The sequence below is a fragment of the Clostridium disporicum genome (genome assembly GCF_001405015.1).
Classification (GTDB): domain Bacteria; phylum Bacillota; class Clostridia; order Clostridiales; family Clostridiaceae; genus Clostridium; species Clostridium disporicum_B.
On record NZ_CYZX01000034.1, the window covers coordinates 1 to 13,190 of the forward strand.

A 13,190-nucleotide genomic window follows, 5' to 3' on the forward strand; every position below is an offset into this window, starting at 1 on the left:
CTCGCTCGACTTGCATGTGTTAGGCATGCCGCCAGCGTTCGTCCTGAGCCAGGATCAAACTCTCAATAAAAAGTTTAATCTGTTGCTCAAATTACTTTGAGTCTTTAATAATTTAAAAACTCTCAAAAGAATTGCTGGTTCTTAATTTATATTCTGTTCAATTTTCAAAGATCATTGTTTATCGCTTCAAGCGACTTTTTTATCTTACCATCCTTAATTTTCTTTGTCAACAGTTTTTTTCAAAACTTTCAAACAACATTTTGTTTTCTTGTTCAACATTTTGTTGTTTTGTTGCTTTCCCTCAAGGACATGACTTATTGTACCACAGACTTTATCATAGTCAGCTAATATTCTCCAATATATTTAAAATTATTTTTATTTTTCTATATTTTTCGCTTTTTTTCTTTAAAATACACATATTGATACACGTGGTAAAGAGTACGGAAATTTAGTTAAAAATTAAGAGTTTTTAATTAAAAGTTTATAAAAAAAGTTAGCCAAAGTTGATTTAAAAACATTATAAATCAATCAACTTGCTAACTATTAACTATCTAAGTGTTGCATTAGATAATGATGGTTTAGTTTTGCATCCTACAATAAGTTTCTCTCCATCTGAATATCCTTCTTCTGATTCCTTTAATTCTTTTATCAATATATTTTTTAACTCTTCTATTCTATCTTTATATTCCAAATCATTTATCCCATTATGAGCTTCGTCTTTATCTTTTATTAAATTAAAGTATTGTTCTTCTCCTGTTTGAGAGAACCAAACATATTTATCTGTTTTAGTTACAATAAATTGATGTGATTTCTGCCCAAAATCATATAAATGCTCTCCATGTATATACTTTCTATCTATCTCTTTTAACATACTTTCTCCATCTAATACTTCTGGAACTTTTCCACCTGCTATGTCTATAAAAGTAGGCATAACATCTCTTAATTCTACAAGACTTTCATCAATGCAGTGTTTTCTTCCTAATAATTCTTCAGGTCCTGATATAAACATAGGTATATGGATGCTTCCTTGGTAAGGCCTTGCTTTTTGAATATAATTATGATCACCCAACATTTCACCATGATCAGATGTAAATATTATTATAGTATTATCCATTACCCTTTGTTCTACTAATGCTTGAATTAATCTTCCTATCTGATGATCTATATGAGTGATACATGCATAATATCCTATTTGCATTTCTCTAACTAATTCTGGATCTAACGGTCCAGTAGTTGCATTATAACGATATCCTATCTTCTTTATTAATTCTTTATCATTCCAATCACCTTTAATAGGTTCTCTTAAACTCATATTTTTATATAAATCAAAATAATATTGCGGGGCATCAAAAGGTGCATGTGGTCTAACAAAACTTGTCATCAAAAAAAATGGCTTTCTTGGATCTCTTCTTCTTAAAAAATCAATACTTTCTGTTACTACCCAATTTGTAGGATGACTCATTTCATCATAAATCCAAGGTCTAGAAACCCATCCATTGCAATCTAAACCCGTATTAACAACATCAGCACTAATTCCTTTTTGATCCTTTAACCAATAAAAATAATCATCAGCAATAAGTTGATTCTCCCCATATGATACATTTGGATATCTATATTCGTGTAAATATCCATCATGAAGTCTTACATTATTAAAACCTAAGTAATTACGCAATGGGTGTACATGCATTTTTCCAACACATTGTGTATAATATCCACTTTTAGTTAATTCACCAGCCATTGTTATTTCATAATTCCAATCTACTCTATCTTCATAACCTACTCTACCTGTATTCCTTTGTGATAATCCTGTATGTAATATTGCACGAGCCGGCACACAAGTTGGACACGAAGAATATGCGTTAGGAAAATATATTCCTTTTGAAGCCAAACTATCTAAATAAGGAGTCTTAACATCAGGATGTCCAGCATATCCTAAACAATCTCCACGCATCTCATCTGTCATTATCAAAATAATATTGGGCCTTTTATCCATATTATAACAACCTTCCCTATAAATAATGATAAAACTTAACACTACAAATATTAGTGTTAAGTTTTATTTATCTTATTTAATCAAAACTTTGTAATGTTAATACTACTTTCTTACTTGTTTCTAATACTAATTCTTTTCTTTTATTATCGTACCAAACTACAACCTTTTGTTAGCCTTTTACTCCTCCACCAGTAACTCCAGCGATAATCTTTTCTGATAAGAAGATATAAATTAAGAATGTAGGTAGGAATACTATAATAACTGCTGCAAAAAGACTTCCGTAATCTCCTACTGCTCTAAGTGCTGCTACCATTGAGAATAATCCAACTCCAACAGACTTCATACTATCTGAATTTGCAAAAATAAGAGCTAAGAAGTACTCATTCCAAACTGCTAAAAAGTTAAAAATTGTTACAGTAACTACTCCAGGTTGAGCTAAAGGAAGCATAATAACCCAGAAGGTTTTCATTGGACTACATCCATCAATAGCTGCAGCCTCTTCATAGCTCTTACTTAAGCTACCAAAAAAGTTTAATAAAAATGTAGTAGTAAACGGTACATTTAAGCAAATATATAAAATTATCAATAACCACCTATTTCCTGTTAAATGAGCTTTAGTTGCAATACTAAATAAAGGTAGTATTATCATAATTACTGGTATACTCATCCCAATTACAAAACTTGTTTTAATTGTCTTATTGCCTAAGAAAGTATAACGAGATAATACATATGCTGCTGGAGCTGATATTAGTAATATCCCTACACATGAAATTGTTGCATAAAATAATGAGTTAGCAAAAAATACACTTACATTTTGAGTTTTCCATGCAGTTACGTAATTTTCCCAATGAAATCCTGATGCAAATTTTAGAACATCACCTTTAAATATCTCACGAGAAGTAGATAAACTTGCTGCAAAAATCCATCCAATAACTATAACTGTAAATGCTACCCATGCAAAAAGTATTAAATATGCTGGTGCAAGTTTTAATTCCTTTTTCCAATTAATAGGTTCTTTTATTTTCTTTTCTTTTACTTTAGCCATAATTTATCCACCTCCTACATTTCTATCTTTTCTTCTTTTATTAATAAATTCATTACTGCAAATATAATAACAACTATAATTGCTAAAGTAACTCCTACAGCTGCTCCTAATCCTGCATCACGGTTGCTATATCCAGTTCCTCCAAATACAGTTTCGTACATATACACCATCGGTGTTATTGTAGAACCTTCTGCACCTAATGGTGAGAACATCTTTGACCATACGAAAAACATAACAGTATTAATACTCCAGAATGTTAAATTAGTCTTAAACACCCCTTTTAATAAAGGTAGTGTAATACTTGTGAATTGTCTTAGCTTACTTGCTCCATCTATTGTAGCAGCTTCATAATACTCTTCCGGAATTCTTTCTATACCACTTAAAAAAATAAGCATATAATATCCTACAGCCCCAAAGCAGAATGCTATGAGCATTGCCCAGAATTTCATATCACTGGCTAGCCAATTTAACCTAGCTAACTTTTCATTTCCCATTGCTTTAAAAAACCAATTTATGATACCGTATTTTTGTTGGAAAACAAATTGTAACCACATAGTTGCTAATGCTACCGCACTAATAACATTAGGCAAATATATAGCCGCACGCCAAAAACTTTTAAATCTAACTCCACTTGTTAATATTACTGCGAATAATAAAGATATTGTTAATACTATTGCTCCTCCAACTACCCATATCTTAAAAATATTCATCATTGATACTTTAAATGAACTAGAAGTTAATAGCTTCAAATAATTTCCAAGTCCTACAGATATCCATTGCTCTTTTGGTGCTGTTACACTACTTACAGAGTAAAAACTTATAAAAACTGTTCTTATAACTGGATATAAAAACATAATGCAGAAAGTAAGGATTGCTGGTGTAATAAATGCAACAATCATAGTCTTATTTTTTTTCATAGTATGCCTCCTATTCAAACTGTGAATATAAAAAGGGCTATTGCAAAGCCAACAATTATAAGATTCTGCAATATCCCTTTATTTAATCAAATTTGATTTTTTTATTATTTTGTTGCGCTTTCCATAGCATCTACAAATTCTTGTGCAGTTAACTTACCTTCGAAAAGTTGTAAGCAATTTGTTTTAATTGTTTCTTTAACATCTGGATTTGCATTTAATCCTGCATTCCAGTCATATGTTTCAGTAAGTGCTAAGAATGATTCTCTAACACCAACTAAATCTTCTGGCCATTCTTCATTTCTAGAGTCAGCTGGAATACCACCACATTCTAAAGCCATTTTTTGATCGTATTCACCAGTTGTTATTTTCATTATTAAATCAAATGCAGCTTGAGCATTTTCACTATTCTTGTTGATTGCAAAACCTTGAGCTCCAACATTAGCTATAGTGTTAGGATCTTTACCACCATCAACTGAAGGATAGTTAAACATACCCCACTCTAAATCACATCCAGTATTATTTGTAATTTCTGCTGGTACCCATGAAGCATTAACTAACATAGCAGCTTCTTCATAACCAACTTCATTTTCTCCTTCTGGATAAGCACCTGGTGCATATTCAGAGAAATAACCTTTTTCTATTAAATCAACTATATCTTGTGCAGCTTTTAAAACGTTTTCGTTTTCAGCCCAATCACCGTTTATAGCTATATTTTCAACTTCAGCTTGTCCAGCATAACGTGCTAAATGATATCCAAACGCATAGTCTACATAAGCATCATCTTGAGCTAATGGAGCAACCCCTAAATCTTTTAACTTTTGGCAAACTTCTAAGAATTCAGCCCAAGTTTGAGGTTCTTTTTCTATACCAGCTTCTTCAAACATAGCTTTATTATAGAATATTCCTGAAGTATATGGTTGATAAGGAATAGTTACTAAACTTCCAGCCCATCTTCTAACACTTGCTGGTAATGCTTTAATTGCAAAATCATCATAGTTAACTGCTTTAGCCATATCTTCTAAATTTAATACTTTATCAGCATATTCTAAAGCTATCTTTTGATAATCCCAATCAAAGAAATCTATCTTTTCTCCAGCTTCAAGTGCTGATTGTAGAACTGTTCCTAAATCTCTACCCTTCCATTCTACATTTACTTTTATTCCTGTTTCTGCTGTATAAGCATCTATAGCTTCTTTGATTACTTTTGCTTGTGGCTCTGTGTTATTCCACATTGACCAATAAGTTAATTCCCCTGAATCAGCTGATACTGTTGTATCATTTCCTGTTGAAGCATCTGCGTTTGTAGATCCTGTATCTCCGCTATTATCTTTAGACCCACATGCTGTTAAAGAAAATGCCATACACCCTGCTAACAAAATTGACATAAGTTTTTTCATTTTCATAATATTCATCCTCCCCTTTTTTATACCATTAAATACTTAACTATATGTTATAATAATAATATAGCCTTTTTAGGCCTATGAAAACAATCTCTATATTGGCATTTCCTTTATATATATTGCTATCATAATTAACTTTATTATATATCATGTTAACCTTTTCATCAAATGTTAAGAACTCGACTAATTGTAACATAACTATTATGCTTTTTTGTTAATTTTATAATGTTATTAAATTTAATTTTTATAAAAATTTATATATCTTTAACTTGTTATAAACTTAATATAGAATTATTTTTTAATTAAGTTTATAATAATAAAGTAATATGCACCTATAGCTCAGCTGGATAGAGTGCTGGACTTCGAATCCAGGCGTCGGGGGTTCAAGTCCCTCTAGGTGCACCAAACAAATAAAGAACGAGCTAAGGATCGCAAGTGAAAAGTCGACTTTATCGAAGTGAAAGGCTACTACGTAGCGGTAAAAAGCTAACTACGTTAAGGTGAAAATGCTACTATAAGTAGCAAAGAAAAGTATTTTATCTCATTAGAAATCTTTTCCCTATTGCCATAGGCAATATTTTCTCCTCAGCTTTAGCTGACTTTTCCCCTTTAACGAAGTCAAAGTTTTCACCAAAGTGCTTCGCACTTTATTTCTATAGTGACAATGTATTCTTAACTATATCACTTACTTCCTGTGCTTTTTCTAGTGTATCCATTTCGCAGAATACTCTTAATACTGGTTCCGTTCCTGAAAAACGTATTATCACCCATCCACCATTTTTAAAATATACCTTATATCCATCAAGGTATGATACTTTTTCTATTTCATAAGGAAATTCTATTGGCTTCTTATCTATCATTATTTGTTTTATAAGCTCTTCTTTTCTATTATGAGTCATTGCATAATCGCTTTCAGTCATAAATAGTTCACCATATTCTTTGCATATATCTTCATATATTTGTGATAATGACTTTCCTGTTACTGCAATCATCTCTATAAGTAATGATGCAGCATAAACTCCATCTTTACCTTGAATATGCCCTTTTACAGTTAATCCACCACTTGATTCTCCACCTATAATAGCATCACTTTCTATCATCTTAGCTGATATATGTTTAAATCCCACAGGCACTTCGTAGCATTTTTGTCCAAAACTCTCAGCAACTTTATCTAATAAATGTGTTGTAGCTATATTTCTAACTACAGGCCCATTCCATCCCTTATACTTTACAAGATAGTAATATAAAAGAACTAATATATCATTTGGGTGAAGGAATCTTCCGTTATTATCTATAACTCCTAATCTATCCGCATCTCCATCTGTTGCAATCCCAATATCATAATGTCTATCAAGTACATGTTGTTGTAACGCTCTTAATGTATCAACATTAGGACTTGGTAATTTTCCTCCAAATAGAGTATCATGCCTTTCATTTATAACATCTAATTCGCATCTTGCCGTAGATAATATAGTTCTTAAAGATGTTTGACTTACACCATACATAGGGTCTAAAACTACTCTTAAGTTAGCTTTCTTAATACTATCCAAATCAATTTGTGAAAGTATACTATCAATATAATCGTTAAAAGGATTATAAGGTACTATTAATTCACTCTTAACAGCATCTTCATAATCAATCCACCTCAGTGGTTCATTTTCTAATTTTTCTATATAGTTTTCAACATTTTTAGTCACAACTTCGTCTGCATCTTTTCCACCTTTTGTGAATAACTTTACCCCATTATAAATCGCAGGGTTATGACTCGCAGTTACTGCCATACCATAATCTAAACCTTGTTTCTTAACTTCAAACATCATTAAAGGTGTTGGCATTGACCTATTTATCATCATCACCTTTATCCCTTCATAAGCTAAAACTTCAGAAATCCATATCATAGATTCTTTTGAAAGAAAACGTCTGTCATACCCTATCACTACAGTTTTCTTTTCTACATTTTCATCCTTCATCATTCTAGCAACTGCTCTAGCTAATTGTTGAATATTATCTTTAGTAAATTCATCACCAATTATTGCTCTAAATCCTCCGGTCCCAAACTTTATCATATTTAGTACCCCCTTTTATATTTATTAGCTATATTTATTAGCTATATTTTTTTACTATATTATTTACTTCTTCCCATTTATCCTCTAAATCCTTTACAAGTTTTAATTGAGTTCTAGTTCTTACTAAATTGTGATCATCACAGCTTGTCTTATAATATAAATCTCCGTCTAAGTAATCAGTTAAAAATCTCATACCTTGTTCTAAAGTAATTATCTTAGCTCCCATTGGTAACATTTCAATTTCTTTTTGTGTAAGTCCATTATCTACACCTTCTATAAATCCCTTAGTAAATGCTTCAAATAACCCTAAATCAACAAATACTTTACTTAAATCTTCTTCATCTTCTCTTGCAAATGTTGCTCCACTTCTTATTGCATCTCCAAAATCATATAAAGATAATCCCGGCATTATTGTATCTAAATCTATAACACAAATACCTTCTTTAGTATCTTTATCTAATAATACATTACTTATCTTAGTGTCATTATGAGTAACTCTTAAAGGCAATTCCCCTCTCTCAAGCATATCTACTAATGATGAAGCCTGTTCTTGCCTTTCTAATATAAAGTTTATTTCATCAACTACCTTATCTTTTCTTCCTGATTTATTTTCTTTTATTGCATTAATAAAAGTTTTTAAACGTTCTTTTGTATTATGGAAATTAGGAATAGATTCATAAAGTAATTCTGCATTATAATCAGCTAACATATTTTGAAAATTACCAAAAGCTTTCCCAGCCTTATAAAAATCATCTTCACAACTTATTGTTTCATATGTTATTGTATCTGGTATGAATTTTATAGCTCTCCAATAGTTTCCTTCTGAGTCTTGTGTAAAGCTTCTTCCATCTTTAGCATTTACCACTGTTATTGTCTCTCTCTCAATATCTCCATTATTTTTAGCTACTATATCTTTTAAATAATCACAAACCCTACAATAGTTATCCATTAGCTTTTCAACTTCTTTAAATATATAGTGATTAATTCTTTGAAGTATATACTTTCTTTCTTCTCCACCTTCTAATTTTGTTCTTACTAAAAAAGTAGCATTTATAAGTCCTCCTCCGAATGGAACTACCTCTACTATATCTCCTTCAATATTTATTAAATCCAAAGCTTGTTTTGTTAACTCTAAAAAATTACTTTCCATTTCTTTTTATACCCTCCCATAAGTTTTTCTCATATTTACCCTCATTTATCATCTTTTCAATAGCTTCTTTAACTAATACTCTATCTTCTTGATATGTTACACCGTACCATTTGTCTTTAGAATTCATAACCTTAACTTTGCCTTTTCCACTATTAATTAAATTGCTAACAATTAACGGTATATAATACTCAGCTTTTATTGGATTATCCTTCAAGTCATTTTGTAAGAAATATTTAAATCCTTTCTCAGTAATTTCAAATATAGAATTCATAAATCCCCACATATTCATTGAAACAATTGAGTTATAATCTACCTCAATCCACTCTTGTTCATTTTCTGTATAATAAGCAGCTTCTCCTTTTTTAATAATCCTAGTTCTCTCTACAACTTCCTTCAATTCACCATTTTCTACAGTACATATTCCTCTTGCTACATGCCCATTTTCAGATAAAGTATTTTTCAATTCATATCCAACCATCGCATGATGATTTTCTTCAGTATTATTATTTAAATATTCATACATTAATTTAAAGGACTCTTGCCCATAATAATCATCTGCATTTATAACTAAAAATGGAGATTTAATAACATCTTTTGCACATAAAATTGCATGACCGGTTCCCCATGGCTTTATTCTTCCTTCTGGTATTTCAAATCCTTCAGGTATGTTATTCATATCTTGTATTACATATTCTATTTCTGCAAATTTAGATAACTTATTTCCTATAAGCTCTTTAAATTCTTCTACAATTTCTTTTCTCAAAATAAACACTATCTTCTCAAAACCTGCTTTTATAGCATCATAAGAAGATAATTCTAATATAATTTCTCCATTTGGACCTATTTTATCTAATTGTTTTAATCCACCATATCTGCTACCTAATCCAGCTGCCATTACAAGTAATACTGGTTTCATATGTCCACCCCTCTATATTTTAATTTAACCTCTGGATAATATATCCAGAGGTTTATTCCAACAATTATATCATATTAATCCATTTTATTTCACATGGAGCTAATGTCATCTCAACCGAACTTCCGTTTCCATCATAAACTAAAGTAGTTTGCTCTTCATTTGAATTATTAACAACTGCATATTTTTTTGTTTCTAAGTAAGCTGATACTTCACAATTTAAATTATCTGCATACCATTTTTTCATATCATCTTCTTTTCCTGCTGCATAGAAACAACTTCTCATAAGAATACGTGTATTTTGAATTGAGTATGGCAATCCTGCTATATAAACAGCTCTACCTTTTCCATATCTATTAGCAGACATTAAAAGATCTCCATTTTCATAGCATATAATTTCTGTATCATTACTCTTAGAGTAAACATTCTTTTGACTTTCTCCAAAATCAAATGGCTCAACTACATCTTCAGTTATAAAGTGTTTCTCTACAGGAGTCTTGAAGTATTTATCTGTGCTTAATGAGAATCCTAATTCTTTATCAACACCTAATGCTTCTGCAAGTTGGAAGAAGTGTCCTCCCTCTAATACTGCTGAAGGTTCACCAATACCAACAAATCCTCCTCCATTATAAATCCATCCTCTTAAAGCAGTTACAATTTCTTTATCTAACCACTTTTCTCCACCACTGAATGATGTACCTGCATCACCAGCATTTATAATCACATCTATATCACTTGGAACACCATTTGCTTTTATATCATCAAAGCTTATAAACTCTACATCTAAGCTCATTCCACTTAGTGATTCTATAATTCCAAGATAAGTATATATTTGCTTATACCATAATGCATGTGCAACCATATGAGTTTGCCAACTTCTTAATTTACCAAAACAATTTAACACTCCAACTTTTAATCCACAGTATGGTTTAGAATTATCTATATTATCATATATTTCTCTAAACTCATCACATACAGATTCGATGTACTCAACAAATTTAGGGAATTTATAAGCTAAAGATAAATATCCACCATATCCAATTCTATCTACTGGTTTTCTCATAATAGCCCTACGTGCAGTTATCCAATTATCTCTAGCCTCTATAGTTGGATCATTTCCTTCATAGAATGTATCAGGGAAGAAGTATGGTAAGAATCTTCCTTCAGTATACTTAACTCCAGGAATATCTGAAATCATTCTTAAAGTAGCTCCCCCACCAACAGAACCAACTACTCCATCTAGTCCTATACTTTCAAAGTACTTTCCATATGGCTCAGTTCCAATCCAGTTATCTCCTAAGAACATCATAGCTTCTCTTCCAGCTTCATGAACTACATCAACTAACTTCTTAACATTTTCAGCTACGAATTGTTGTTGGAAATCTATATAATCTAAAAATGCCTTAGAAGGAACTCTAAATGGAGAATTATAATAACCTTGGTCTATAATATCTTCTGGTCTTAATCTATATCCTTTTACTTTTTCAAATTCATCTAAAGCTTCTGGACTAACACTTGAACTATATCCAAACCAATCAACAAATTTTTCTTTAGCTAAGTCATTAAATACTAAAGTAAAATGATAGAAGAAAGTTGTAAATCTTACTACATTCGATTCTGGATGTTCATCTAACCAATTATGCATAGCTTCTATTATGTGTTTATTAGTCTTTGGCTTTCTTGCATCAAATGGCATTTCATGAGGCTTGTCTCCCCAATTGTTAGTTATATGATTATACATTTGTGTTGGATCCCAAATGCAATAAGCTAAGAAGGACACTGTATATTCATGCCATTTACTAACATTGTTTATTTCTACTTCGCCAGTTTCTTCACTATATGTCCAATTTTCTGTAGGTACTACTTCGTTGGTAGTTCTATCAATAACTTCCCACCAAGTTTTTATATCATGATAAGTATCTGGTTCTACTTGCTCTGCAAAATAACCATCCATTATTTTTATAGTTAACTTGTCTTCTACAGCAACATGATGCTTTGTCATTAAATATGTTTGTTGTAATTCTTCTCTATTAGCTTCAGCCCACTCATTATCTCCACGAGCAACAAAATATGTTGAATATATTCTCTCAGCTAACCCCTTTATTTCTCTTGGTAACTTAAATCCATCACAATCTCTTATTCCATCAGCACCCCATTTTTCTGCAATTTCTAAAGTTTCCTTTATAAAATTATCATCTGTTGGAATCGTAACTCTCCCTTTGTTCATTTCGCACCTCTCCCGTCCTTTTATACATAAATTATTATTTTTTCTTAAATCAACTTAAAATAAAATATATAAAATCACTAATAAATACTTTATTATTTCCTTATTTATAATAATCACTATGATTTCTATATTTATTACTTCTAGTTTAATTTTTAGTAATTGTTTTCACAACAATATTATTGCTGATTTATTTAACTATATTGTTATAATGGACAACATATTTTAATAGTTTTTTCTATATTTTTCATTTTATTATATTTTTTGTGATATAATTATAATATATTGCGTATAAGAGGTATTTTTATGGGAAACACAAGATATTTATTAACCAAAAACAATGTATATGACTTAGACTTTGAACTTATATATATAAGCAAGTCAAAATTTGAAAACGATTGGCATAGTACCCTTCACATGCACCCTTTTACCGAAATATTTTTTATAACTAGTGGACAAGGTACTTTCCAAATAGGAGATGAAATAGTTTCTGTTAAAGAATCTGATTTAATTCTTATTAATCCGAACTGTTCACATACTGAACGATCTGTTAGCTCATCTAATCCATTAGAATATATAGTATTTGCAATCAATAATCTTGCTATCGGCATATCACCTTCTACTCTAAATGAAGATAATAGTAAAGATGCTTTAAATACATATAAAGTACTGAATTTTAATAAGAAAAAAAGTGAAATTTTATATAATTTAAATACGCTTATAAATGAATTAGAAGAAAAAAACCTTAATTATGAATTGGCTTGTAAAAGTATATTAACTTTATTTCTTATACAAGTTATGAGAAATACTAGTTCAGATATATTTATTACTGAGAATTTTGAAAAAGTAAATATAGAATGTATGAAGATAAAAAACTATATAGACTCTCATTACTCTGAGAATATAACTTTAGACTTTTTATCTAACTTAACTTATGTTAATAAGTTTCATCTTGTTCATCTATTTACTAAAGAAATGGGTATTTCACCTATAAACTATCTTATAAATAAAAGAATAGATGAATCAAAAAACTTATTAATTACTACTAATTATTCTATTCGCGATATTTCATCAATAGTTGGATTTTCAAATTCATCATATTTTAGTCAAATGTTTAAAAAGATAGCTGGTATATCTCCTAAGGATTTTCGTTTAAATAATTCTAAAAAGCAAACTGAAAATAAATTAGCCTAATAATAAATTTTATCTTTTTACTATATAAAAAAGGGAAACTATCTGATAAAAATTCAGATAGTTTCCCTTTTATTAATATAATTATATTAATTTAATTATATTAAATTATTTTCATTACAAATTTACTATTATTTATTTAAACTTTGATTAAACAATATTTAAATATAATAAAAAAAGCAACCATTAACATGATTGCTTTACTTGGAGCGGGTAGTGGGAATCGAACCCACCTTTCCAGCTTGGAAGGCTGGAGTATTACCGATATACGATACCCGCATATTTGGAGCG

The 13,190-nt window shown here is 30.2% G+C and carries 9 protein-coding genes, 2 tRNA genes and 1 rRNA gene; 2 read left to right on the plus strand and 10 right to left on the minus strand.

The window, feature by feature from the left end; all coding sequences use genetic code 11:
- The 5 genes from ARA56_RS15640 to ARA56_RS15660 form a co-directional block, all read right to left on the minus strand.
- Positions 1–70 (minus strand): 16S ribosomal RNA (locus ARA56_RS15640); the annotation flags it as partial.
- A 477-nt stretch (positions 71–547) separates the two neighbouring features.
- Positions 548–1,993, minus strand: a complete 1,446-nt coding sequence (locus ARA56_RS15645) for an arylsulfatase (protein ID WP_055268372.1) — start codon at positions 1,991–1,993, stop codon at positions 548–550.
- Between the two features lie 169 nt (positions 1,994–2,162).
- Positions 2,163–3,038 (minus strand): carbohydrate ABC transporter permease, encoded by an 876-nt coding sequence (locus ARA56_RS15650; RefSeq protein ID WP_055268374.1) that lies wholly within the window; start codon positions 3,036–3,038, stop codon positions 2,163–2,165.
- 14 nt (positions 3,039–3,052) lie between these two features.
- On the minus strand, positions 3,053–3,955 hold the full coding sequence (locus tag ARA56_RS15655) for a carbohydrate ABC transporter permease (protein WP_055268376.1): 903 nt from the start codon (positions 3,953–3,955) through the stop codon (positions 3,053–3,055).
- Between the two features lie 104 nt (positions 3,956–4,059).
- A complete protein-coding gene (locus ARA56_RS15660; RefSeq protein ID WP_055268379.1) occupies positions 4,060–5,358 on the minus strand; it encodes an ABC transporter substrate-binding protein in 1,299 nt (432 codons plus the stop codon).
- Between the two features lie 325 nt (positions 5,359–5,683).
- Between ARA56_RS15660 and ARA56_RS15665 the strand changes: the two genes are divergently transcribed.
- A tRNA-Arg gene (locus ARA56_RS15665) sits at positions 5,684–5,760 on the plus strand.
- Between the two features lie 248 nt (positions 5,761–6,008).
- Here ARA56_RS15665 and ARA56_RS15670 read toward each other — a convergent pair.
- From ARA56_RS15670 to gnpA, 4 genes are all read right to left on the minus strand, one after another.
- Positions 6,009–7,421, minus strand: a complete 1,413-nt coding sequence (locus tag ARA56_RS15670) for a phosphoglucomutase/phosphomannomutase family protein (protein WP_055268381.1) — start codon at positions 7,419–7,421, stop codon at positions 6,009–6,011.
- 37 nt (positions 7,422–7,458) lie between these two features.
- On the minus strand, positions 7,459–8,571 hold the full coding sequence (locus tag ARA56_RS15675) for a phosphotransferase enzyme family protein (RefSeq protein ID WP_055268383.1): 1,113 nt from the start codon (positions 8,569–8,571) through the stop codon (positions 7,459–7,461).
- A complete protein-coding gene (locus tag ARA56_RS15680; RefSeq protein ID WP_055268385.1) occupies positions 8,561–9,487 on the minus strand; it encodes a nucleotidyltransferase family protein in 927 nt (308 codons plus the stop codon). Before ARA56_RS15680 ends, ARA56_RS15675 begins: the two co-directional genes overlap by 11 nt.
- 64 nt (positions 9,488–9,551) lie before the next feature.
- Positions 9,552–11,711, minus strand: coding sequence for a 1,3-beta-galactosyl-N-acetylhexosamine phosphorylase (gnpA, locus tag ARA56_RS15685; protein ID WP_055268387.1), 2,160 nt, complete (start codon positions 11,709–11,711; stop codon positions 9,552–9,554).
- 303 nt (positions 11,712–12,014) lie between these two features.
- On the opposite strand from gnpA, the gene ARA56_RS15690 reads away from it, so the two are divergent.
- Positions 12,015–12,902: an AraC family transcriptional regulator gene (locus tag ARA56_RS15690; protein WP_055268389.1), complete on the plus strand. Its 888-nt coding sequence runs from the start codon at positions 12,015–12,017 to the stop codon at positions 12,900–12,902.
- A 202-nt stretch (positions 12,903–13,104) separates the two neighbouring features.
- Here the strand turns inward: ARA56_RS15690 and ARA56_RS15695 are convergent.
- A tRNA-Gly gene (locus tag ARA56_RS15695) sits at positions 13,105–13,178 on the minus strand.
- Positions 13,179–13,190: the final 12 nt, after the last annotated feature.